Consider the following 23,052-nt stretch of genomic DNA (forward strand, 5'->3'; position numbering starts at 1 on the left):
AAATTAGTTACAGAATTTTTTGATGAATTTCTGGGCATCAGTATTTCCCAACGATTTTGCTTTTTGAAAGTCAAGACAAGCACCTTCTTTATTATTGGAAAAAAACTTTATACCACCTCTTGTTATATATGATAAGGCGTTACTGGGTTCAATTTTTATAGCTATATCACAATCTTTAATTCCTCCATTAATATCATTTAAACTTGCTTTAGTCATACCTCTGCTGGTATACGCTAAACTATATTTTGGATTAATTTCAATTGCTTTATTGAAATCTGATAAGGCGCCTTCATAATTTTTCAACAAGGAGTTTGCAAGACCCTTGTTGTAATATGCAAGTGAAAATTTTGGATTTATTTTTATAGACTTGTTATAATCATAAATTGCACTTTCAATTTGTCCCATCTTTACTTTTATTAGACCCCGATTATGATAGGAAATTGGAAGATAAGGATTGATTTTAATTGATTTATTTATTTCAGAAATTGCTTCATTAAATTTATTTAAATTATGCTGTATTGTTCCTTTATTAAGATAATGATAAGCACCATATGGCAAATTTAATTCCTTTGTTTTGTTGTTTTTATTCTTTATGATATCTTTTAAAAAATTTAGATGTATTACATAATCACCAGAGGAATTTACTTTATTTGTCAGAATAAAACCTCCTGCAAATATAACACCAACAACTTTTCCTTTTTCATTTATTACTGCACTTCCGCTATTTCCAGGAAAAGTAGAAATTGTTGTTTTTATAATGCCAGAATTGTTAAACAAACTAATATATTCTACTATACCCTCTAAAATGATTTCTGAAGAATTTTCAGGATTTACAAACGTATAAACTTTTTCTCCAATTTTTGGTGTGGATTCTGCTATTTCAAAAGCTATTCCATCTAAAGTTGGTACTGATAATATTGCTAAATCATTTTGATTATCTATTGCTAAATATCCGCTTATTTTATGTTTTTTATTAGTTCCATTAATTACTACGTAACCATTAGTTAATCCCTCAATTACGTGTAAATTAGTAATAACTTTTCCTTTTTCAAGAATAAATCCACTTCCATACTTTTGTGTGTTATTTGACTGAAATATAGTTACATTAGATTTTGAATGTTTATAAAGATTTTCCTTTAATGACTGGCTAATTAATGAAAAAGGAATAGCTAATATTATTATAAAAATTATGTTTTTTTTGATTTTGACCATTTTTAGTTTAAAAATTTATTTGATAATAATGATATTGAAATCAATACTAATGCCATAATCCAAGATTGAAAATATAAGGTTTTTAAGGGGATTTTATCTTTTCTATTTGTAATACTACTAACTATTTTCATAACTATGAGGCTAATTAAAGTAAGTCCCATAATTATAACAAAATATGCTAAAATTTTAGTTGAAATTTCTAAAAAATCCCAATATAAAAAATCAGACTTTACTAACGGAATGATAAAACTTAATATTAAACTCACTAATATTGTAATTATTACTTTCTTCAAAATTTCTTTTTTAAATTACACACAACTTTTTATATACAATCAATTGCTTTCTTTTATTATCATTTTCTTGATGATAATAAATCATTTTGTAGCTATTAAAAAAGGAGTTATAAATAGATTCTAGTTTTTTTAGTGCAAAAAACCAGTATGTAATTTTAATTCTTCTAAATAGCATTGAAATATATTAAAATAATTAATAATAATTATCCTTTTTTTAAATTAAAAATAAGTTTCCTGTTTATTAACTATTAATTTTTTTAACCTAATTAAATAATTTCTAACCTATTATATCCTTTTTTTAACTTTTCTAAACAGTTACATTTTATTTTTAAACATAAAATTAACACTCAATGTGTAAATATCTAAAATCAGATTGCATATTATTTACGGGTTTCCCTAACCTAGAGCAATTTTTTAAGAAAAAACGACTTTTTTTTTGCTAATAATCCCCCAAAACATCAAAAAAAAAGCAATATGTAAGCTATAAATTATACTAAAAAACAGCTTTTCACCCTCTTTTTAGCCCTAAAAAAGAGATTTTAAGGCTAAAACCAACCTCCTTTTTGTCTAAAAAAAAATAATTTGCCTAAAAAATCCTCTGTAAATTAACTTATAAGCACTTTTAAAAAGCTTACAAGGTTTTGTACTAAAGCTTATAAGGTTTTACTAAGAAGCTTATAAGGTATTGCTTAAAAGCTTGCAAGGTTTTACTTAGAAGCTTATAAGCAGTTTTGGTTTTTTTTGGCACTTTTGGGCATAAAAAAACCTCAATAACAATTGTTTATGAGGTTTAAAAATTAAAAAAAGAATAGACTTACATTTTATTAGAAGTTGTAAAATCGATTGTTTTTATATTTAAAGAACTTTTAATTCTTTTATCGGGTCTAAATTTTATGCGCACATCTTTTACCGAGTTTGCAGATACTTCATCGGCAGTTTCTTCTGCTTCTGAACTTACAGAAATATTAAATGTGCCTAACTTGTCTAGTTTTACAATTTTACCTTGTTTTAATTCGTCTACAATATTGTGAATTAAAGACAAAATAACAGCATAACAGTCGCCTTCTCTAACGGTACTTTGATGTGCTACTAAATAGGCTAAACGCTCTAAATCTGTTTTACCAGAACCTACTGCTTGCGCATAAAATTTATTGTCTGCCACACGATCTTGTGGATTAGACTTACTAATTGCTATAATTTTTACCATACTAAAAAATGTTTTAAAAATGCATTGCTTTTATAGAGGCAGCAATACAAAGACCCCCTTTTAGCGCGCTTTAAAACTCGGCAATTGTTTGCCAATACCACATACGTCTTTATATAGTATAACTGTTTGTATGTAAAATACTCACAGGAGTTTAGACTAATAAATTTAAGTCATGCTTTTTACCCAATGCAGTTTATTGTACTGCTTTAAAATATTAACAAAATATTTTTTGGTAAGCTAAAAGAAAGTTGTAATTTTATAACTGCGAAATTAAACTATACACTTCTTTAAGTGTTACCGGTTTTTAAAAGTCTTAAAGTATTTTCTTTAAGGCTTTTTTCTTTTTGTAAATATACGACTTACTTCTGTTGTTAAAAATTAATTTATCAACAGGTTATCCGCATTTTTTTAATGAATTTTTAAAAACAGTACAAAAAGTATATTTTAAAAAAAAGAATGTTTTAAAGGCGTTAAAATTCGTTTCTATTATTTTTTTCTTTTTTGGTTACTTTATTGTTTTCAAAAAAGCAAAACAATCCTATTAATTTTCATGTGTAAATCATAAAATGGCGCTGCTTTTTGCAATGGCTGCAAAATTATCCTTCTTTTCTTAAAACTTCTAAAGGTGCACTTTTTAAAACGCTTCTAATATTGCTTAAACCAATGAGTAAAACTAAAAGTGTAATTCCGGGTAGAAAAACTAAAAACGGAACTACCGAGGGTATAAACGGTTCTTTAAATACTAAAGTTGCTATTAATTGACTGCTAATAAGCGATAATAAAATACCAACTAAACTACCCAACATGCCTAAATATACATATTCAAGAGCAGTAATTTGTAGAATTTGTGAACTTTTTGCACCTAACGTTCTTAATAATACACTTTCTTTTATGCGTTGATATTTACTGTTTCTAACAGAACCAATCAAAACAATAATACCTGTAAGAATACTAAAGAAAGCCATAAAGTTAATAATCCATGCTATTTTGTTTAAAACATCTTCTACAATTGTAAAAATTTGTCTTAGATCTAAAATAGAAATAGTTGGAAATTTCTGCACCAAATCTCGTTGTAAATCCGCAGAACTAGCATCATTTGGCACATACGTGGTTAACACGTTAAACTGCGGTGCATTTTCTAAAACGCCAGCCGGAAAAACAATAGAAAAATTGAGTTGCAAATTTGCCCAATTTACTTTACGGATGCTGCCAACATTCGTTTCCATTAAAACTCCTTGAATATTAAACACCACCACATCACCAATATTTAAACCAGCATCTTTAGCAATATTATCGGCTATAGAAATTAAAATAGGTTCGCCTGGTTGCATTTGCTGTACCCAAGTTCCTGCTATTATTTCTTCGGATGCTATTAATTCACTTCTATACGTAGTTCTAAACTCGTGGTTTAAAATCCAACTATTAATTTCTGATGTAGAATCTTGACGAATATCATTAACCAATCGTTCTTTAATTCGTTGCATTCTCATGGTTACAATAGGTATATTATCAATAATTTCTAAACCTTTTGGTATGATTGTATTTATAACAGCTTCTTTTTGTGTGTTTTGCACATCCATTAAAATAATATTCGGATCCTTTGTTCTGTTCTCTACAGATGTTTTTGCCAATAAAATATCTTTGGTAAAATACAAGGTGCTAATTAAAAAAGTTCCCAATCCTATAGATAAAATTAACACCATAGTTTGGTTATTAGGGCGGTATAAATTTAACAAACTTTGGCGCGTTGTAAAACCCCAATTAGAAGGAAAATATTTTTTGATGGCTTTCATAAACAAACTAGAAACGCCCGCCATAATTGCAAAAGTTATTAAAATACCTACTGTAAATAGCAAACCGTTTACTGCATCTTTTAACAACCAAAAAGAAAATAAAAAGATAAAAAGAATGATAGCCGCCAATGTAAAGAGGCGTGCTTTTCTTGGTTTTACCAAATGATCATCTGTACCTCTTAAAACTTCTAACGGCGATACATACCAAGTGCCCAACAACGGTAATAACGCAAATAAAACCGACATTAAAACGCCTAGTGTTACGCCCATTAGTATCGGAGTGGCAGTAATTGCTATTTGAATATCAAAAGGTAAAAATCCTTTTAAAATATAAGGAAACGCATATTGCAAACCAACACCTATAGCAGAACCTAAAATACCACCAATTAGCCCAATGCCAACAATTTGCAATAAATAAATTAAAAAAGTTTGTTTTCTGGTAGCGCCAAGGCATTTTAAAACGGCTACATTTTTTAGTTTTTCTTTGATGTAAATATGTACCGAACTCGCAATGCCAATACAGCCTAACAATAGGGCAATAAATGCCGATAAGTTTAAAAATCTACCTACGTTATCATAGCTTCTGCCTAAACGAGCACTGGTACTAGTATGCGTATCGATATCTGCATTTTCGGTATCTAAAACAGGTCCTAGTTTTTTAGCCAACAATTCTATATCCATGGTAGGTGGTGCAACAAAAAAATATTGATATTCTTTTCTACTTCCTTGTTGCAACAATTCAGTTTCGTTTATAAACCGAAAAGGAATTAATACGGTTGGCGCTACCGAACTAGAAATAGCGGTTGTACCTGGTATCGATTTTAATGCCCCAATAATAGGGAATGTTAGCTTGCCTAATTTAATAGAATCGCCTGGTTTTAAATTGTATTGCAACAATAAAGTAGCATCTACCAAGGCACCGCCCAATTTTTGATAGGTTGCTGCAGCACTTGCTGGTGCAGTTTCTAAGTCTCCGTAAAAAGGAAATTCACCTTCTAAAGCGCGCACTTTTACCAATTTTGTGCCTTCGTTTTTAGGAAAAGCAGCCATCGACACAAAATTAACTTCGGATGCATTTGCGCCCAAAGAATCTATAATTGCCTGTACTTTTTTAGAAGGAAGTTGTTTGCTGTCTATAATAAAATCAGCACCCATTAATCCTTTTGATTGATTTTTGATATTGTCTTTTAAATTTTCGCTAAATAATTGGATGGATACAACCGCCGCTATTCCTAAAATAATGGATGCCATAAATAATAGCAATCTAGAAATACTTGCTTTGCCATCTCGCCAAGCCATTTTAAAGAGCCATTGTATAGCTGTTTTTGAGGTTAGTTTGCTCATGAAACGGCCACTGTTTTTTCGTTAGACATAATCTTTCCTCCTTTTAATCTTAATATTTGTTGTGTTCTATTTGCTAAGTCTAAATCGTGCGTAATAATTACTAAAGTTGTGCCTGCTTCTTTATTTAATTGAAAAAGCAACTGAATTACTTTTTCGCCAGTTTCTTCATCCAAATTACCTGTAGGTTCATCTGCAAATAAAATAGAAGGTTTGTTAGAAAATGCTCTTGCCAATGCTACGCGCTGCTGCTCGCCACCAGATAATTGCGATGGATAATGATGCACACGGTCAAACAATCCTACTTTTTCTAAAAGTTCCAAACCAACTTTAGCAGCATTTTTTTCTCCTTGCAGTTCTAAAGGCACAATCACATTTTCTAATGCGGTTAATGTTGGTAATAATTGAAAATTTTGAAATATAAAACCTACTTCTTTATTGCGCAATAATGCGCGTTCATCTTCATTTAAGTCTTGTAAATTGCTACCGCACAATTCGATGCTTCCTGCACTCGGGTGATCTAAACCAGCGCATAAACCTAATAAAGTGGTTTTTCCGCTTCCCGAAGGACCAACAATAGAGAAAATGCTTCCTTTTTCAATATCAAAAGAAATAGCACTTAAAACTGTTAATTTTTTTGAACCACTGGTATATGTTTTCTCTAGGTCGTGAATCTTTAATATCTTTGTACTCATATTTATTTCATCTAATTTTATAACAATATGCTAAGACTTAAAAATAAACAATTGAATCTAAACAGCACGAATACTGCATTTAATGTTTTCATAAAGTTATGTTATTTTTCTTCGATGATATTGCTACTTTCCTGTGGATCAGATACTTCTAAAAAAGAAGATACAACAGAAACTGCACCCATTAAAACAGAAATTACAGGTACTGCAAAAAGTACTACAAAAAAGATATTATTCTTTGGTGATAGTTTAACTGCGGGTTATGGTTTAGAGGATGTAAATGATGCTTTTCCTGCATTAATTCAGTCTAAAATAGATTCACTTTCATTAAAATACATGGTTTTAAACGCTGGTTTAAGTGGAGAAACAACCGCCGGTGGAAAAAGTAGAATAAATTGGGTATTAAATAATCAAAATATTGATATTTTTGTTTTAGAATTAGGCGCAAACGACGGTTTACGTGGTGTTCCTTTAAAAGAAACAAGAGAAAACTTACAAGCTATTATTGATGCTGTTTTAAAGAAAAATCCGTCAACAAGAATAGTTTTAGCGGGCATGCAATTACCGCCAAATATGGGGATTGATTATGCAACCGAGTTTAAAAGTATTTTTCCTTACTTGGCAAATAAGAATGAGTTGCAGTTAATTCCGTTTTTATTAAAAGATGTTGGTGGTGTCACTTCATTAAATCAAGCAGATGGTATACACCCAACCGTTAAAGGGCACAAAATGCTTGCAAAAAATGCTTGGGAAGTTTTAAAACCAATGATTATTTTATAGTTTTACGACTTAACGTCATTGTGAAACTCTTTTTTCAGAGCAATCTGTTTAATATGTGTTCCAAACTCTCATTGCAAGACTTTTTTGTCAAAGCAATCTGTTTAATATATGTTCCAAACTCTCATTGCGAGACTTTTTTGTCGAAGCAATCTGTTTAATACATGCTGGATTTTTTAAATTACCACATCGTTCCTCCTAGCAATGACAGGAGCTAACGAAACACAATGACCGCAGTAAATAAACAAAAAAACCGAACATTTCTGTTCGGTCTTAATTTATAAAGTATAAGAAACTACGCCATTGAAGCTGCAATCTTTTTATAAGTTCCGTTTTCTAACAATACTCTAATTGCAGAAAAGGCGGTAATCGTTTCGTCTATATCTTCTTGTGTATGCGTTGCTGTAGGTATCAATCTTAAAATGATTAATCCTTTAGGAATTACAGGATACACTACAATAGAACAGAAAATTCCGTGATTTTCTCGTAAATCGTTTACCATTGCCATTGCTTCCGGAATATCTCCATTTAAAAATACAGGAGTAATACATGTTTGCGTAGTTCCTAAGTCGAAACCAGCTGCACGCAAACCAGATTGAAGCGAATTGGTGTTTTCCCATAATTTCTCTTTAAGCTCTGGCATTGTACGCAACATATCTAAACGTTTTAACGCTCCTTTTACCATTGCCATTGGCAGCGATTTTGCAAAGGTTTGCGAACGCATGTTGTATTGTAAATACTGAATTACATCTTTATTACCTGCTAAAAAAGCACCAATACCTGCCATAGATTTTGCAAACGTTGCAAAATAAACATCAATATCATCTTGCACACCTTGCTCAAAACCAGTTCCTCTACCACCCTTTCCAAGTGTACCAAAACCGTGCGCATCATCTACCAATAATCTAAAATTATATTCTTTTTTAAAAGCGATAATCTCTTTTAAACGGCCTTGCTCTCCACGCATTCCAAAAACTCCTTCGGAAATTACTAAAATTCCACCGCCAGTTTTCTCTGCCATTCTAGCAGCACGCTTTATGTTTTTTTCAAAGCTTTCCATATCGTTATGACGATATACAAAACGTTTTCCAGAATGTAAACGAACGCCGTCTATAATGCACGCATGTGTATCCATGTCATACACAATAATATCATTTTTAGTGACCAATGCGTCTATTGCAGACATAATACCTTGGTATCCAAAATTTAATAAATAGGCTTTTTCTTTTTCTACAAACTCAGCACATTCTCTTTCTAATTGTTCGTGAAAAGGTGTGTGACCAGACATCATTCTTGCACCCATTGGGTATGCCATGCCATGCTCCATTGCTGCAGCACCATCAACTTTTAAAACCTCTGGATGGTTTGCCAAGCCTAAGTAATCATTAATACTCCAAGTAACTACTTTTTTGCCATTAAAAGACATTCTATTAGAAATAGGGCCTTCTAGTTTTGGAAACACATAATAGCCTTCTGCTTTATCTGCCCATTTACCTAAGGGACCTTTATCTTCAACTATTCTTTCAAATAAATCTTTCGTCATTTTTCTGTTTTTATTGGATACTACAAATTAACCGATTTTTTTACAGTTATTCAAATAGTTACCTTTTAATATTTTTATAGGAATCCTTGTTTTTTCATCCAAGTATTACTGTATATTTTATTCATATATCTAGATCCGTGATCAGGAAAAATAAGAACCACAAAGCTATCATCATCAAACATACCCAAGTCGTTATATTGTCTTGCAGCTTGTAAAACCGCCCCAGAGGTATACCCAGGAAAAATACCTTCGGTTTTAACAATCTCTCTGGATGCCAATGCAGCCGCTTTATCGGTTACTTTTTCGTACACATCAATAACATCAAAATCTGTGGCAGTCGGAATTAAATTTTTACCCAACCCTTCAATTTTGTAAGGTTTAATTTCTTTAGGATCTAACTTACCCGTTTCATGGTATTTTTTTAATACCGAGCCAACCGCATCTACACCTAAAACTTTAATAGCTGGGTTTTGTTCTTTTAAATACTTCCCTGTGCCAGAAATTGTGCCACCAGTGCCACTTGCTACGATTAAATGCGTAATCTTACCTTCGGTTTGTTTCCAAATTTCTGGGCCAGTGGTTCTGTAATGTGCATCGCTATTTAATTCGTTAAAATATTGATTGATGTATACAGATTTCTTAGTTTCTTTATGAATTCTTTTTGCAACCTCATAATAAGACCTTGGATCGTCTGGAGCAACGTTAGCAGGGCAAACATGTACTTCTGCACCCAACGATTTTAACATATCTATTTTGTCTACAGATGATTTATCGCTTACCGCTAAAATACATTTATAGCCTTTTACAATACTAATCATTGCCAAACTAAAACCTGTATTACCAGAGGTAGTTTCTACAATTGTAAATCCTTTTTTGATAATACCTTTTCTTTCTGCATCTTCAATAATGTGCAACGCAATTCTATCTTTTGCAGAGTGGCCTGGGTTAAAAGCTTCTAATTTAGCATAATAAGAGCCTTTTAAATCTTTGGTTATAGTGTGTAATTTAACGAGTGGTGTTTCTCCTACTAATTTTAAAATATTCTCAGTGATCCCTTGGTTTCTAGTCATTCTAACTTTTTAAAAAGTAAAACGTTATTGCAAGTAATTTAACTACTATTGTTAATGCCTAATATAGCATTTATTCTTAGAGAGTTTACTGCATTACTAGCTAAAATATAAGTAGCATAATTGCAATGACGTTTATTTTTCAATCGAGTGCAAAAATACGCATCTTGCATCGAATTTCAAAATTCATTTAATAAATATACTTTAATTTGCTTCTAATTTATTTTCTAAGGCTAAAAAGAACGTAAATTCTTCTGCAACTTCTTTTAATGCTTCAAAACGTCCAGAAGCACCACCATGACCCGCTACCATGTCTGTATGTAATAGCAATATATTACTATCTGTTTTTAATTCACGAAGTTTTGCAACCCATTTTGCAGGTTCCCAATATTGTACTTGAGAATCATGAAAACCAGTAATAATAAGCATATTTGGGTATGTATGCGCCCCAACTTGGTCGTAGGGTGAGTACGATTTTATATAATCATACGCTTCTTTGTTATTTGGGTTTCCCCACTCGTCATATTCTCCTGTTGTTAATGGAATCGTATCGTCTAACATCGTAGAAACTACATCCACAAAAGGAACAGAAGCAATAATACCATTGTACAATTCTGGATTCATGTTTACAATTGCACCCATAAGTAGACCACCCGCAGAGCCGCCCATTGCGTATAAATGTTTTGCCGATGTATATTTATTGTCAATTAAATATTTAGAACAATCTATAAAATCTGTAAACGTGTTTTTCTTGGTATACATTTTACCATCTTCATACCATTCTCTTCCTAAATATTGACTTCCTCGAATGTGTGCCAAAGCAAATACAAAACCTCTATCTAACAAACTTAAACGTGTGGTAGAAAAACTATCGGATACTGTATGCCCATAAGATCCGTAGGCATATTGTAGCAAAGGTGTGTTTTCGTTTAGTTTTGTATCTTTATGATATACCATAGAAATAGCTACTTTTTTGCCATCTCTTGCGGTTACCCACACACGTTCGCTTACATAATTTTCTTTTTGAAACTTTCCGCCTAAAACGGCTTGTTCTTTTTTAACATCATTAGTTCTGTCTTTCATGTTAAAATCGATCACAGAACTTGGTGTTGTAAAAGAATTGTACGAATATCTTATAATATCTGTATCAAATTCTGGATTTCCAAAAACTCCTGCAGCATACGTTTCTTCATCAAAAGGCAAATAATAATCTTCTTTTGCATCCCAACGTTTTATTCTAATTTTATTTAAGCCATTTGTGCGCTCTTCTAGAACTAAATAGTCTTTAAATATTGAAAAATCTTCTAGTAGGGTTTCTTGTCTGTGCGGAATTACATCTACCCAGTTTTCTTTCGAAGGATTAGAAATAGGCGTTTTCATCAATTTAAAATTGATTGCACCGTCTTTATTCGTTAAAATATAAAAATGCTCTTTGTATTGAGAAATATCATATTCCAAGTCTTTTTCTCTGGCTTGTATCAGCTTAAATGCACCTGTTGGAGTATTGGCATCTAAAAACTGCGCTTCATTAGAAAGTGTGCTGTGAGAACCAATAATTATATATTCGTCAGATTTTGTTTTGGTTACGTACGCACTAAAAGCAGCATCTTTTTCGTGATAAACTTCTACATCTTCGGATGCTGGCGTGCCTAAAACATGTCTAAAAATGGTTGAACTTCTTAACGTATCTGGATTCTTCTTGGTATAAAAAATAGTTTTATTATCATTCGCCCAAACAGAACCACCATTTGTATTATCAATAATATCCTTATAAATTTCGCCCGTTTCTAAGTTTTTGATTCGTAAAAAATATTGTCTTCGGCTAACAGTATCTGTTGCATACACAGCCATTTTGTTATCCGGAGAAACATTTAAACCGCCTAATTGAAAATATTCGTAGTCTTTTGCTTCAATATTTACATCAAACAAAATTTCTTCTTTTGCTTCTAAAGTTTCTTTTTTTCTGCTGTAAATAGGATATTGACTCCCAATTTCATAACGTGAAATATAATAATAACCATTGTCTTTATAGGGCACAGAAGAATCATCTTCTTTAATTCTACCTTTCATTTCTTGAAATAAATTTTCTTGAAATTTCTTGGTATATGCTGTTACTTCATTAAAATAGGTGTTTTCTGCCTCTAAATAATCAACAACTTTTTTGGTTTGTTCATCTTTTACAATAGCACTTTTTTGGGCATCCGTTAGGCGCATCCAAAAGTAATTGTCTATTCTTACATCTCCATGCTTTTCAAGTGTTGTAGGCTTTTTCTCAGCTACAGGATAATTAGCATCTGTACTCTTCATATCTTTCGTGTCATTTTACAAGCGACTGCAAAAATAAGACTTAAAAGTATTGTTGATGCACATATCTTTCTCCTTTTTTTTTTGATTTTATTTCGATACTATTTTTTAGTAAGTTTGCCGTTTATTAATAACTAAAAAAGAAGATATATGTTTGGAGACTTGTCAGGAATGATGGATAAATTAAAAGAAGCGCAGCAAAAAGTAGAAGAAACAAAGACTAGGTTAAATTCAGTTTTGGTTGATGAAACTTCTGCGGATAAAAAAATTAAGGTAACTTTAACTGCCAATAGAGAGATAAAAGCGATTTCAATTGACGAATCTTTGCTTGCCGATAAAGAAGAATTAGAAGATTATTTAATTATTACTTTAAATAAAGCCATCGAAAAAGCCTCTAAAATTAATGAAAACGAAATGGCGATTGCTGCAAAAGCAGGAATGCCAAACATACCAGGTATGGACATGTTTAAATAAGTGAAATAGTAGTATTTTGCTCTTTTTTAAAAATTAAATTAGTACTTTTTATAATTCTGATTAAAAAATCGATTAGTAAAGTTACTAGTTTTAACAAAGGTTTAAAGCGCTTATTTCTATAGGGTTAAAAAATAATTATTTTGAACATAGAAGATTATATGTTGCCTTGTTTAAACAAAAAACTTTTTGGTTTAGATTGTTTAGGCTGCGGTTTTCAAAGAGGTTTAATACATGTTCTAAAAGGAGATTTTACGGCAGCTTTTAACGTGTATCCAGCAATTTTTACCTTGCTTTTTTTGGCTATTTTTCTGCTACTAAACATAAAGTTCAAGTTTAAAAACAGTAAAAAAATTAGTATTATTTTCGTAATCATAAATGTTTTGATCATTGTTATTAGTTACTTTATCAAAATGAAACCACTATTTATAAATTAATTAAAAATTAAAATGGAAAAACAAACGTTACCAAATGCAACTGTCTCTCTAGTATTAGGAATTTTCTCTTTAGTAACCTGCATCTGTTATGGTGTTTTAGGCTTGCCTTTAGGTATTGCCGCTTTTGTAGTAGGCAACAAAGCATTAAAAGTGTACAATGAAAACCCCGAAAACTATACAAGTTCAGGAAATGCCAATGCGGGTAAAATATTAGGAATTGTAGGTATTATTTTAAACCTACTTTTTATACTCTTAATTGTTTGGGTAATCACTAAAATTGGCTGGGAAAACCTACAAGACCAAGAAATGATGCAACAAAAAATGAATGAATTGATGGGGCAATAACCTGTCTAAAAATAGCAAACGTAAATGCAATTCAAACAAGAATTGCATTTTTTTTGTTTTAATAATTTATATTTACCTAAATTGACGTTTATCTGTTGTAAACTAAAACTTTAGGTTCTTAAAATTACTATATACTATGATAAAATTTTTTAGACGCATTCGAAAAACAATACTCACCGAAAACCTACCCGAAGCACAAAAAAAGACCACAGGTAAGTACTTTAAGTATGCCATTGGCGAAATTGTATTGGTAGTAATTGGTATTTTAATTGCCTTGCAAATAAATAACTGGAACGAGCTTCAAAAAAACAAGAAACAAGAACTGGTAATACTTACAAATATTTTACAAGACTTAAAAGTTGATGAAATTGGATTAAAAAATATTATTGAGAAAAGAACGAAAAAAGTTGTTTCTGCAGATATTATGGTTAGTTATTATCATGGCACTCCAATTAAAAACTTGAATGATTATTATTATCATTGGACAAATGTTTTGTATTGGGAAGAGCACAATCCTAGAAATATCGCTTTTAAAGAATTAGTAAATGCAGGCAACGTATCCATTCTTAAAAATACCGAAATAAGAAACTCACTTTTAGAAATAAATGCCTCTTATGATGAGCTTTTTGCTGTGAGAAAACATTTATATGATGATTATATGATCTATTTATACGCGCCGTTTTCGACAATTTTTGATTATGAAAACGGTATTAAAGTTTGGGTAAATCCTGATATAAAACTAGATTTATCTCTAGAAGATGTAAATAGCGCACTACAAAGTAAAGTAATAAAAAATGGATTTACCTTAGCGTCGTTTAACAATACTGATTTAAAAGATAAAACAGTTCTTATCTTAAAAACAGTTAAAAAAACAAGGTCTTTAATAGAAAAAGAACTTAAAGAATAATTGCTATTTTATCTTAAAAAAAAGCGCAAAAGAAATTTTTAAAAAACAACTTTTTAAAACACCTGTTTTTTCGTCATTTAAAAACAACAATTTAACGAAAATTAAATACTAGTTTCTTCGATATTAAATACATTTGTACTCCTTAAAAATTAAAAAATGATTAAAAAAGAAAAAAAACCAAGAAGTTTAGTGTTTAAAATTGCAAAATGGTCTAGCATCACACTTTTGGTAATTTTACTAGCTTTTGTAAGTATTCCGTTTTTATTTAAAGATAAAATTGTAGAAATCGTTTCTAAATCTATCAACAAAAACATAAACGCAACCGTAACTTTTAAAGAAACAAATTTAAGTTTTTTTAAGAATTTTCCTTTGGCAAGTTTAACTGTAAATAATGTGGTAGTTGCAAATAAAGCTCCTTTTCTTGGCGATACATTGTTTAGCACGAAAGAGCTAAGTATGAGTATGAAAATTACTGAACTCTTTAAAAGTTCTGAGGAAGCTATTGAGCTTAAGAGCTTTTCTTCTAAAAACGGACAAATAAATATCATTTTTAATACAGACGATCTGGGTAATTATGATGTTGCTTTAAAAAAGGACACTGCAGATGCAAATGAACCTGCTTCTTTTTCTTTAAATATTCAAGACTATCAATTCGAAAACATGCGTTTTATGTATTTGGATAGAAGTTCTAATATGAAAATGCAATTAGACAGTATTTACCATTATGGTAAAGGAAACTTTGCGAAAGAAATATTAGATTTAGACACAAAAACGACTGCAAAACTTTCTTTTGATTATGAAAACACCAATTTCTTTAACAATGTAAACGTGTCTTTAAATGCTATTTTAGGCATTGATTTAAAAAATAGCAAGTTCACTTTTAAAGAAAATACAGGATACATAAATCAGTTGGCATTAGCGTTTGACGGTTTTATTCAATTAGTTGATGAAACACAGCTTTATGATATTAATTTTAAAACACCAACTTCTGATTTTAAAAACTTGTTAGCGCTTTTACCTAAGCAATATTCAGGTGATTTAAATGCGATTAAAACGGAAGGTAATTTCGATTTAAACGGCGTAATAAAAGGTGTTTTATCGGATGATAGAATACCTGCTTTTGATATTTCTTTTGCATCAAAAAATGCGATGTTTAAATATGATGATTTACCAAAATCTGTACAAAATATTTATATTGATTCAAGAATTATAAATAAAACAGGTATTGTAAAAGATACCTACATCAACCTAAATCAATTAACTTTTAAAATTGATAAAGATGTTTTTGCTGCAAATGGTACAATTGCAGATATAACTACAAATGCAAAAATAAATTTAGCTGCAAAAGGAACTATTAATTTAGCAAATATTGGTAAAGTGTATCCTGCACCAATTCAGCAAGAATTAGCAGGGATTTTAAATGCTGATATCACTACCAATTTTGATATGAATTCCGTTGAAAAGGGAAATTATGAAAATATAAAAAATGCGGGTCAATTAAAAGTAACCGATTTTAAATATAATGGCAAAGATGTTGCAAAACCTTTTTATATCAAAAAAACAGCCATCACTTTTAATACAAATACCATTACATTAAATGAATTTGATGCAAAAACAGGAGATTCAGATATTTCTATTACAGGAAATTTAGAAAATTTTTATGGTTTTATTTTTAAAGATCAAGAACTTAAAGGAAACTTTAATTTAAACTCAAATAATTTTAAAGTATCCGATTTTTTAGCGGCTGATGCAACCACAGACAAAAAAGAGGAAACAAGTAGTATTAAAATTCCTGCTTTTTTAGATTGTAAATTTAATGCTACTGCGAATACAGTGGTCTATGATAATATCAATTTAAAAAACGTTTCTGGTACTATTTATATAAAAGATGAAGCTGTAAATCTTCAGAATTTAAAGACAGATGTTTTTGGTGGTAATATTGGTTTTACGGGTAAAGTCTCTACAAAAGGCAAAACGTCTAGTTTTAGTATGGATTTAAATTTGAAAGAATTAAATATTGCGGAGTCTTTTGGTACTTTAGATATGTTAAAAGCCATTGCTCCTATTGCCAAAACAATTGAAGGAAAAATGAATTCTACCATCAACGTTGCTGGTAATTTAAATGATGATTTTACACCAGATTTAAAAACGATTACGGGTAATTTATTAGGACAATTGTTAAGTACTAAAATAAATGCAAGCAACTCTAAAGCTTTAAGCTTATTAGGAGACAAAGTTGCTTTTTTAGACGTTAATAAAATAAATTTAGATAAAATAACGGGTTATTTTGCTTTCGAAAATGGTGTTGTAACGGTAAAACCAATTCCGTTAAAGTATCAAGATATAGGTATCGAAATTGGCGGAAAACACGGTTTTGATAATACCATGAATTATGATATTAAATTTGATGTGCCTGTAAAATATTTAGGAACAGAGGTTACCAATTTAATTGCAAAATTATCACCTAAAGACGCAGAAAAAATTACAACGTTACCTGTAAGAGCAAATTTAAATGGAAGTTTTTCTAGTCCAAGTTTTTCAACAAATATTAAAGATGCTACAGCGAGCTTTATTAAAAATTTAGTAGAACAACAAAAGCAAAGTTTAGTTAATTCAGGTAAAGACAAACTACTTAATTTAATCGGTGGTGATACTACAAAAGATTCTACAAAAACGAAAGATAAGTTAATCAATATACTAACTGGTGATAAAAAAGATTCTACAAAAACAACTAAAGAAGACAAGGTAAAAGATGCAATAAACGGTTTGTTTAAGAAAAAGAAAAACAATTAATAGGTTAGCATTAGCGCTAGCTAAGTTTAAAAACTTGTTAAGTGTATACTTTCTATTAAATTGCAAAAACGATTTAATTATAAAAGGCCTAATAAATCAATGATTTATTAGGCCTTTTTATTTTATTGCATTAGCTAAGGTTTAGTTTGGCCTGCTTTTTAATATGTTTTTTTTACTTATAGTAAAGAACCACTTATGATAGAAACCACAATAAGCATTATATACAAAGACATAGCAATAATGGTAAAAACACCAATAAATTTATAATGAGATTTTAATACTTTAAATGATTCTGCTAAAGTTTCATCATTCTTTGTAGCTAGTGCCTTTTTCATCTTAGTAGAAAATTGCATTAAATAATACACAGGAAAAAAGTATAAAACAGCAAATAATAAATACAAAATTGTCATTGCAAAACCTAAATCAAAAGGAACGAGTTTTGCTTGCGGAATTGCGCTAAAAATAATATTAGAAAAAATAGCTAAAATTACCAAAAAGCCAATGCCAATAAAACCCATAATTGATAAAAAGAATGCCCATTTTGCTGTTTCTTTTAAAAAGGATTTTGCGTTTGAGTTTAAGGTTAACTGCTCTAATTGTGTAATCGGGTTTCCTATCATAATCAATTGTATTAATTTATATTTTCAAAAATAAACAAAAAAAATTAGCCAGAAACTTGCAACCCACAAGTTTCTGGCTATAATAATTTAAATGCTTTTGAACCTTATTTCTTAAATTCGGAAATTGTTTTCTTAATAATAGCAACACATTCTCTTAATTGTGCTTCTGTCATTACTAAAGGTGGTGCAAAACGAATAATGTTTCCGTGTGTTGGTTTTGCTAACAAACCGTTGTCTCTTAGTTTCATACAAATATCCCAAGCGGTAGAACTATCTTCTGTATCATTTATTAAAATTGCATTTAATAAACCTTTACCTCTAACCGATTTTACCAAGTTATTTGTTGCTGCAAAGGCAGCTAATTCCTCTCTAAAAATGATTCCTAATTGGTATGCGTTTTCTGCTAAATTCTCTTCTCTAACTACTTCTAAAGCAGCCATTGCAACAGCAGCAGCAATTGGGTTTCCGCCAAATGTAGAACCATGATTTCCTGGTCTAATAACATTCATAATAGCATCATTTGCCAATACTGCAGAAACAGGATAAGCACCACCACTTAATGCTTTTCCAAGAATTAAGATATCTGGTTTTACTTCTGGAGTTCCAGAACAATTTTTATCTTCACAAGTACAATTACCACAAGTTGCTAATAAACGACCTGTTCTTGCAATTCCTGTTTGTACTTCATCAGCAATAAATAGTACGTTGTATTCTGCACACATTTTTTTAGCTTCTGCCAAATAATTTTCAGATGGTACATAAACTCCTGCTTCACCTTGAATAGGTTCTACTAAGAAACCTGCAATATTATTACTGTTTTCTAAAGCTTCTTGTAAAGCTTGTAAATTATCATATTCAATTTTTATAAATCCTTTTGTGTAGGGACCAAAATTCTTTTTGGCAACAGGATCATTAGAAAACGAAATAATGGTAGTTGTACGTCCATGAAAATTATTTTCGCAAACAATAATTTCTGCTTTATTTTCTGGAATTCCTTTTACTTCATAACCCCATTTTCTACACATTTTTAATGCAGTTTCTACAGCTTCTGCTCCAGTATTCATTGGTAATATTTTGTCAAAGCCAAAATATTCTGCAGCATATTTTTCGTATTTTCCAAGCATGTCGTTATGAAATGCTCTTGAAGTTAACGATAATGTTTTTGCTTGATGTGTCATTGCATCCACAATTTTAGGATGACAATGTCCTTGATTTACAGCAGAATATGCTGATAAAAAATCATAATATTTTTTTCCTTCAACATCCCAAACATGCACGCCTTCTCCTCTACTCAAAACCACAGGAAGTGGATGGTAGTTGTGTGCGCCATATTTGTTCTCTAATTCGATTGCTTCTTGCGAAGTAAGTTTGTCTAAAACAGCCATTTTATATAATTTAAAGTTTAATGTTTTTAGTTTTATCTAAAAACAAAATTTGAAAACACTATTTATGTCTTCAAAAAATTAATAATTATACTCGCCAGGCGAGTAAAATAACCATTCCTATTCTACCTTTATTCTTTCAGTTAAACTGAAAATTCAGCGTGGGAAAGAAATCATCCCCGAATAGCTGCAAATTACTAAATATTAGCATCACTTTTATCATGATTAAAATAAATATTCTTTAAATTTGTAGAAACACATAAAAATTAACAATAATTATGAGAAAAATCATATTTGGTATCGCTTTTATTGCTTCTATTTCTTTTGTGATTTTCAGTTTCACAGAAAAAAAAGAAACTTTAAATACGATTTCACAAACTTCATCCATTGAAAAAGGGAAAAAACTTTTTGCTAGAAACGCATGTACGAGTTGCCATCAAGAACAAAAGAAAATTGTTGGGCCTTCTGTAAAAGATATTGCTGCCAAATATAAAGCTGAAAAAGGAAATTTAGTCTCTTTTTTACAAGGAAAAAGTGAGGCAATTGTTGATAAAGATGCTGGTCAAATAGCAATGATGAAAGCGAGTTTAGGCATTACAAAACGAATGAAAGCAGAAGATTTAAAAGCAATCTCAGCGTATATAATGAGTGTTAAATAATAAGATTCTTTTAAAATGTAAAAGAGTTTCTCCTTTAAAAAAGAGGAACTCTTTTTTTTTACTTTTTAATTCTACTAGATAAAGATGAAACTAAGATTTCCAATCGTTTTAACTCCCTAATAATTGCATTTTTATCCATTTGCATCCAAGCAAACATTTTTAACATGCTCATTGCAATAAGAGCGATAAAACAGTAAATACCCCATCTAATTAGCTCATTTGTTTCCTCAGTATTTGAAATTTGAATGATGCAATAAATAAAAATCGCAAAGAAAAATACAGTCATAAAATTCATCACATATAGAATCCATTTGTTTTTTCCTGTAAAAAGACCCTTAATCATATCAAAAATAGGTTGTTCTTCTAATCCTTTATAAAACTTTGCCTCTTCTTCGGATAAAGTTTCTTTTATTAGTTTGTCGATTTCTTCTATATTATTTTTCATATTGTAGTTGTTTTAATTTTGTTTTTAATTTTTCTCTTGCATGAAATAATCTTGATTTTACAGTACCCACTGAAATTTCTAGTATTTCACTAATTTCTTTTAAACTATAATTTTCTGTATAAAATAAACGAAGTATCACTTGATGTTCTCCTGATAGTTTTTCTACGGATTTTAAAAGTGCTTTTTTAACATACAAATTATCATCTGCTTCTAAACACGAATCTGTTTTTTCGTTATCAATATAGTATTTTGATAATTTCTTCTGTTCTCTTTGCTGCGCTCTTAAAAAATCAATTGCTTTTCTATTTACGATGCTAATTGCCCAGCTTTTAAATTTTTCTGGCTCTTGTAAATCTCCTAATTTATGGATGATTGCAGACCAGCTTTCTTGGGCTATATCTTTAGCAATATCAGCATCTTTTACAATCCATAATGCGAACTTACAGAAGTGTACATGCCATTTTTTTACTAAATGATTTAAAGCATTTACATCTCCTTTTTGATAGCTTTCAATCAAAACTACATCCGATAAATTATTGATTTTATTCATAATCGTTTACAATACATAGACGAATAAAACTTTAAAAGGTTCAAATTATTTTTAGTTTCCTGTTTTTACAGGAATGACCGTTTAGAGGAAACTCTAGGCAAAAGCCTTGGTAAATTGTTTTCGATTAAAGATAAAGTAATTATAAATGATGTTTTACCCTATAAAGGCAATCAAATTCTTTAATTTTGCAATGTTATAATTTTGAAATATGCCACGTAGAGAACGAAATAATTTTGTAAAGAAAAATCAAATTTTAGAATTAAGAATCGAAGATTACGCTTTTGGTGGCAAGGGAATTGCCAGAATAAAAACGGAAGACGGTAGTTTTGTTGTTTTTGTTCCTAATACGTTACCAGGACAATTGGTAAAAGCTCAGATTCAAAAATCGAGCAAAAAATATGCAGAAGCGAAGCTAATTGATGTTCTAGAACCCTCCGAAAATGAAGTGGAAGTTCCGTTTCAAGATATTCCAGGAGCACCTTACATTCAATTACCGATAGAATTACAACATCAGTACAAAAAAGAAAGCACTTTATCTTTGTTCAAAAGAATAGGGAAAGTTGAAAATATAGAAGATTTATTTGATGAATTAATTGTTTCTCCAAACGTATTTCATTACCGAAATAAAATGGAGTATGGTTTCTCTGCCATTGGTTATGACCGAATTAATAAAACAGATAAAGATGAATTTACGCTAGGTTTTAAAAGACGTGGCGTTTGGTGGATGGGAGATAATTTAGAAAAAGATTCTGGTTTGTTTGATAAACAAATGGAAGACAATCTTATAAAAATTAGAAAATACTGCATAGAAACAGGCTTAGAACCTTGGCACGGGCCGCAAAAAACAGGTTTTTTTAGGTATTTTGTAGTTAGAAAATCTTTTAAAACGAATGAATTATTATTCAATTTAGTAACCACTTCACCCGAATTACCAAATTTTGATTTGCAAAAATTTGCAAAATTTTTAGTTGAATTATTTGGAGAAAGAGTAGCCGGATTATTACATACTATTAACGATGAAACAGGCGATAGAACAATTGCAACTTCGGGAAGTATTGATTTAATTTACGGAAAAGATAAAATTGTAGAAGAATTATTAGGTTTAAATTTTGAAATTAGCATGAAAAGCTTCTTTCAAACAAATCCTAAATGTGCAGAAAAACTGTATGCCAAAGTGGTTGAGTATGTTTTAGAGGATAAAACGAAAGTAGACAATACTGTTGTAATGGATTTGTTTTGCGGAACAGGAACAATTGGCCAAATAGTCGCTTCTAGAAGTAAAAACGCAAAAATTGTTGGGGTAGATATTGTTGCATCCGCAATTAAAGATGCGCAAAAAAATGCCAAAAGAAATAATATTGAAGGTTTAGAGTTTTATGCTGCGGATGTTGGTAAGTTCTTAGCGGCACATCCAGAGTATGAAAACAAAATAAAAACGATTATTTTAGATCCTGCGAGAGCAGGAATTGCGCCTAAAACTTTGCAGAAAATCATTAATTTAAATGCAGACAGAATGGTGTATGTTTCTTGCAATCCGGCAACGCAAGCAAGAGATACAGAATTGTTGAGCGAAGCTGGATATCAAATTAAAAAAATTAGTTTGGTAGATCAATTTCCGCATACATCGCACATAGAAACTGTTGTATTGTTTGAGAAATTGTAAGTGTTTATTGCGAAAAAGGATGCTGTGTTAATAAGACAAAGAGTAGAGAAAATAACGAATAGGTTAAATTCGACAGTAAAGTATCAGTTAAATTAATAAACAAATTAACGAATAATTGGTTTAAGAAAAATCTACTAAAATAGTTTAGTGATAACTAGTGCAGTATACTACAAATTTATATTCACCTCCTGAATAGGGACTTGTGTTGTAATAAGAAGTAAACTCTCCTCTATTTAAATAAGATCTTCCTAAATTAGTGCGCCAATTTTCTTCTTTATAGGCAATATCATTTCCGTTTTTATCCTTATTATAGACCAATCCTGGTTCATATTTATTAGTATCAGGATTAAGTAATGAGTACATTACCTCTATCGTAGCACACTGACCTCCATTACTTTGATTGTAATTTGATAATACAGAATTTAACTCTGCACAATTATAGAATGCCAAAAAACTAAGAAGTAGAATTAATTTTTTAATAATTTTCATACACTAAAATTAAATTGTTAGTACAAAATAAAATTAGTTAGAAAAAAACGTATAAACAATAC

At 30.4% G+C, this 23,052-nt stretch carries 21 protein-coding genes; 8 read left to right on the forward strand and 13 right to left on the reverse strand.

Going from position 1 to position 23,052, the window contains the following annotated elements; translation table 11 throughout:
* Positions 1-3 precede the first annotated feature (3 nt).
* The 5 genes from BTO16_RS03860 to BTO16_RS03880 all read right to left on the reverse strand — a co-directional run bounded on the left by BTO16_RS03860 (position 4) and on the right by BTO16_RS03880 (position 6,541).
* A complete protein-coding gene (locus BTO16_RS03860) occupies positions 4-1,212 on the reverse strand; it encodes a tetratricopeptide repeat-containing S1 family peptidase (protein WP_105020325.1) in 1,209 nt (402 codons plus the stop codon).
* Positions 1,213-1,214: 2 nt separating this feature from the next.
* Positions 1,215-1,505 carry a hypothetical protein gene (locus BTO16_RS17340; RefSeq protein ID WP_146105335.1) on the reverse strand — a complete coding sequence of 97 codons (291 nt, stop codon included), beginning with the start codon at positions 1,503-1,505 and terminating at the stop codon, positions 1,215-1,217.
* Positions 1,506-2,319: 814 nt separating this feature from the next.
* Complete coding sequence (locus tag BTO16_RS03870; RefSeq protein WP_105020327.1) at positions 2,320-2,712, reverse strand: HU family DNA-binding protein; 393 nt, start codon at positions 2,710-2,712, stop codon at positions 2,320-2,322.
* Between the two features lie 596 nt (positions 2,713-3,308).
* Positions 3,309-5,804: an ABC transporter permease gene (locus BTO16_RS03875; protein WP_105021503.1), complete on the reverse strand. Its 2,496-nt coding sequence runs from the start codon at positions 5,802-5,804 to the stop codon at positions 3,309-3,311.
* Positions 5,805-5,845: 41 nt separating this feature from the next.
* Entirely contained in the window at positions 5,846-6,541 is a 696-nt protein-coding gene (locus BTO16_RS03880; RefSeq protein ID WP_105020328.1) for an ABC transporter ATP-binding protein, read from the reverse strand.
* Between the two features lie 27 nt (positions 6,542-6,568).
* Between BTO16_RS03880 and BTO16_RS03885 the strand changes: the two genes are divergently transcribed.
* Positions 6,569-7,318: an arylesterase gene (locus tag BTO16_RS03885; protein WP_105020329.1), complete on the forward strand. Its 750-nt coding sequence runs from the start codon at positions 6,569-6,571 to the stop codon at positions 7,316-7,318.
* 292 nt (positions 7,319-7,610) lie between these two features.
* Here BTO16_RS03885 and BTO16_RS03890 read toward each other — a convergent pair whose 3' ends face one another.
* The 3 genes from BTO16_RS03890 to BTO16_RS03900 form a co-directional block, all read right to left on the reverse strand.
* The gene (locus BTO16_RS03890; protein ID WP_105020330.1) at positions 7,611-8,858 is read right to left on the reverse strand and encodes an aminotransferase class I/II-fold pyridoxal phosphate-dependent enzyme; all 1,248 of its coding nucleotides are present in this window, start codon (positions 8,856-8,858) and stop codon (positions 7,611-7,613) included.
* Positions 8,859-8,932: 74 nt separating this feature from the next.
* Positions 8,933-9,928 carry a PLP-dependent cysteine synthase family protein gene (locus tag BTO16_RS03895; RefSeq protein ID WP_105020331.1) on the reverse strand — a complete coding sequence of 332 codons (996 nt, stop codon included), beginning with the start codon at positions 9,926-9,928 and terminating at the stop codon, positions 8,933-8,935.
* A 201-nt stretch (positions 9,929-10,129) separates the two neighbouring features.
* Positions 10,130-12,232: a S9 family peptidase gene (locus BTO16_RS03900; RefSeq protein ID WP_105020332.1), complete on the reverse strand. Its 2,103-nt coding sequence runs from the start codon at positions 12,230-12,232 to the stop codon at positions 10,130-10,132.
* 147 nt (positions 12,233-12,379) lie between these two features.
* Between BTO16_RS03900 and BTO16_RS03905 the strand changes: the two genes are divergently transcribed.
* The 5 genes from BTO16_RS03905 to BTO16_RS03925 all read left to right on the forward strand — a co-directional run bounded on the left by BTO16_RS03905 (position 12,380) and on the right by BTO16_RS03925 (position 17,182).
* Positions 12,380-12,703 (forward strand): YbaB/EbfC family nucleoid-associated protein, encoded by a 324-nt coding sequence (locus BTO16_RS03905; RefSeq protein WP_105020333.1) that lies wholly within the window; start codon positions 12,380-12,382, stop codon positions 12,701-12,703.
* Between the two features lie 158 nt (positions 12,704-12,861).
* Positions 12,862-13,137 (forward strand): DUF2752 domain-containing protein, encoded by a 276-nt coding sequence (locus BTO16_RS03910; protein WP_105020334.1) that lies wholly within the window; start codon positions 12,862-12,864, stop codon positions 13,135-13,137.
* 12 nt (positions 13,138-13,149) lie between these two features.
* A complete protein-coding gene (locus BTO16_RS03915; protein WP_105020335.1) occupies positions 13,150-13,482 on the forward strand; it encodes a CCC motif membrane protein in 333 nt (110 codons plus the stop codon).
* A gap of 136 nt (positions 13,483-13,618) precedes the next feature.
* Positions 13,619-14,389 carry a DUF6090 family protein gene (locus tag BTO16_RS17720; protein ID WP_211298195.1) on the forward strand — a complete coding sequence of 257 codons (771 nt, stop codon included), beginning with the start codon at positions 13,619-13,621 and terminating at the stop codon, positions 14,387-14,389.
* A 156-nt stretch (positions 14,390-14,545) separates the two neighbouring features.
* Positions 14,546-17,182, forward strand: coding sequence for an AsmA-like C-terminal region-containing protein (locus tag BTO16_RS03925; RefSeq protein ID WP_105020336.1), 2,637 nt, complete (start codon positions 14,546-14,548; stop codon positions 17,180-17,182).
* Positions 17,183-17,358: 176 nt separating this feature from the next.
* On the opposite strand, the gene BTO16_RS03930 is transcribed toward BTO16_RS03925, so the two are convergent.
* Together BTO16_RS03930 and rocD are read right to left on the reverse strand one after the other, a co-directional pair.
* Entirely contained in the window at positions 17,359-17,802 is a 444-nt protein-coding gene (locus BTO16_RS03930) for a DUF5362 family protein (protein ID WP_245891970.1), read from the reverse strand.
* 104 nt (positions 17,803-17,906) lie between these two features.
* Positions 17,907-19,187 carry an ornithine--oxo-acid transaminase gene (gene rocD / locus BTO16_RS03935; protein WP_105020337.1) on the reverse strand — a complete coding sequence of 427 codons (1,281 nt, stop codon included), beginning with the start codon at positions 19,185-19,187 and terminating at the stop codon, positions 17,907-17,909.
* A gap of 275 nt (positions 19,188-19,462) precedes the next feature.
* Between rocD and BTO16_RS03940 the strand changes: the two genes are divergently transcribed.
* Entirely contained in the window at positions 19,463-19,843 is a 381-nt protein-coding gene (locus tag BTO16_RS03940; protein ID WP_105020338.1) for a c-type cytochrome, read from the forward strand.
* Between the two features lie 58 nt (positions 19,844-19,901).
* Here BTO16_RS03940 and BTO16_RS03945 read toward each other — a convergent pair whose 3' ends face one another.
* Together BTO16_RS03945 and BTO16_RS03950 are read right to left on the reverse strand one after the other, a co-directional pair.
* Positions 19,902-20,288, reverse strand: a complete 387-nt coding sequence (locus tag BTO16_RS03945) for a DUF6768 family protein (RefSeq protein WP_105020339.1) — start codon at positions 20,286-20,288, stop codon at positions 19,902-19,904.
* Positions 20,278-20,838, reverse strand: coding sequence for an RNA polymerase sigma factor (locus tag BTO16_RS03950; protein WP_105020340.1), 561 nt, complete (start codon positions 20,836-20,838; stop codon positions 20,278-20,280). Before BTO16_RS03950 ends, BTO16_RS03945 begins: the two co-directional genes overlap by 11 nt.
* 208 nt (positions 20,839-21,046) lie before the next feature.
* Between BTO16_RS03950 and rlmD the strand changes: the two genes are divergently transcribed.
* The gene (gene rlmD / locus BTO16_RS03955; RefSeq protein ID WP_105020341.1) at positions 21,047-22,501 is read left to right on the forward strand and encodes a 23S rRNA (uracil(1939)-C(5))-methyltransferase RlmD; all 1,455 of its coding nucleotides are present in this window, start codon (positions 21,047-21,049) and stop codon (positions 22,499-22,501) included.
* 144 nt (positions 22,502-22,645) lie between these two features.
* Here the strand turns inward: rlmD and BTO16_RS03960 are convergent, their stop codons facing one another.
* A complete protein-coding gene (locus tag BTO16_RS03960) occupies positions 22,646-22,990 on the reverse strand; it encodes a hypothetical protein (RefSeq protein WP_105020342.1) in 345 nt (114 codons plus the stop codon).
* Between the last annotated feature and the right edge of the window lie 62 nt (positions 22,991-23,052).

Origin of the sequence: Polaribacter glomeratus, from assembly GCF_002954665.1 — a bacterium.
Taxonomy (GTDB): domain Bacteria; phylum Bacteroidota; class Bacteroidia; order Flavobacteriales; family Flavobacteriaceae; genus Polaribacter; species Polaribacter glomeratus.

Bases quoted from the DNA above. Each gene is read 5' to 3' on its own strand.
- BTO16_RS03860 (WP_105020325.1), bottom strand. From the start codon at position 1,212: ATGGTCAAAATCAAAAAAAACATAATTTTTATAATAATATTAGCTATT.
- BTO16_RS03870 (WP_105020327.1), bottom strand. From the start codon at position 2,712: ATGGTAAAAATTATAGCAATTAGTAAGTCTAATCCACAAGATCGTGTG.
- BTO16_RS03875 (WP_105021503.1), bottom strand. From the start codon at position 5,804: ATGGCTTGGCGAGATGGCAAAGCAAGTATTTCTAGATTGCTATTATTT.
- BTO16_RS03880 (WP_105020328.1), bottom strand. From the start codon at position 6,541: ATGAGTACAAAGATATTAAAGATTCACGACCTAGAGAAAACATATACC.
- BTO16_RS03885 (WP_105020329.1), top strand. From the start codon at position 6,569: ATGCTAAGACTTAAAAATAAACAATTGAATCTAAACAGCACGAATACT.
- BTO16_RS03890 (WP_105020330.1), bottom strand. From the start codon at position 8,858: ATGACGAAAGATTTATTTGAAAGAATAGTTGAAGATAAAGGTCCCTTA.
- BTO16_RS03895 (WP_105020331.1), bottom strand. From the start codon at position 9,928: ATGACTAGAAACCAAGGGATCACTGAGAATATTTTAAAATTAGTAGGA.
- BTO16_RS03900 (WP_105020332.1), bottom strand. From the start codon at position 12,232: ATGAAGAGTACAGATGCTAATTATCCTGTAGCTGAGAAAAAGCCTACA.
- BTO16_RS03905 (WP_105020333.1), top strand. From the start codon at position 12,380: ATGTTTGGAGACTTGTCAGGAATGATGGATAAATTAAAAGAAGCGCAG.
- BTO16_RS03910 (WP_105020334.1), top strand. From the start codon at position 12,862: ATGTTGCCTTGTTTAAACAAAAAACTTTTTGGTTTAGATTGTTTAGGC.
- BTO16_RS03915 (WP_105020335.1), top strand. From the start codon at position 13,150: ATGGAAAAACAAACGTTACCAAATGCAACTGTCTCTCTAGTATTAGGA.
- BTO16_RS17720 (WP_211298195.1), top strand. From the start codon at position 13,619: ATGATAAAATTTTTTAGACGCATTCGAAAAACAATACTCACCGAAAAC.
- BTO16_RS03925 (WP_105020336.1), top strand. From the start codon at position 14,546: ATGATTAAAAAAGAAAAAAAACCAAGAAGTTTAGTGTTTAAAATTGCA.
- BTO16_RS03930 (WP_245891970.1), bottom strand. From the start codon at position 17,802: ATGATAGGAAACCCGATTACACAATTAGAGCAGTTAACCTTAAACTCA.
- rocD (WP_105020337.1), bottom strand. From the start codon at position 19,187: ATGGCTGTTTTAGACAAACTTACTTCGCAAGAAGCAATCGAATTAGAG.
- BTO16_RS03940 (WP_105020338.1), top strand. From the start codon at position 19,463: ATGAGAAAAATCATATTTGGTATCGCTTTTATTGCTTCTATTTCTTTT.
- BTO16_RS03945 (WP_105020339.1), bottom strand. From the start codon at position 20,288: ATGAAAAATAATATAGAAGAAATCGACAAACTAATAAAAGAAACTTTA.
- BTO16_RS03950 (WP_105020340.1), bottom strand. From the start codon at position 20,838: ATGAATAAAATCAATAATTTATCGGATGTAGTTTTGATTGAAAGCTAT.
- rlmD (WP_105020341.1), top strand. From the start codon at position 21,047: ATGCCACGTAGAGAACGAAATAATTTTGTAAAGAAAAATCAAATTTTA.
- BTO16_RS03960 (WP_105020342.1), bottom strand. From the start codon at position 22,990: ATGAAAATTATTAAAAAATTAATTCTACTTCTTAGTTTTTTGGCATTC.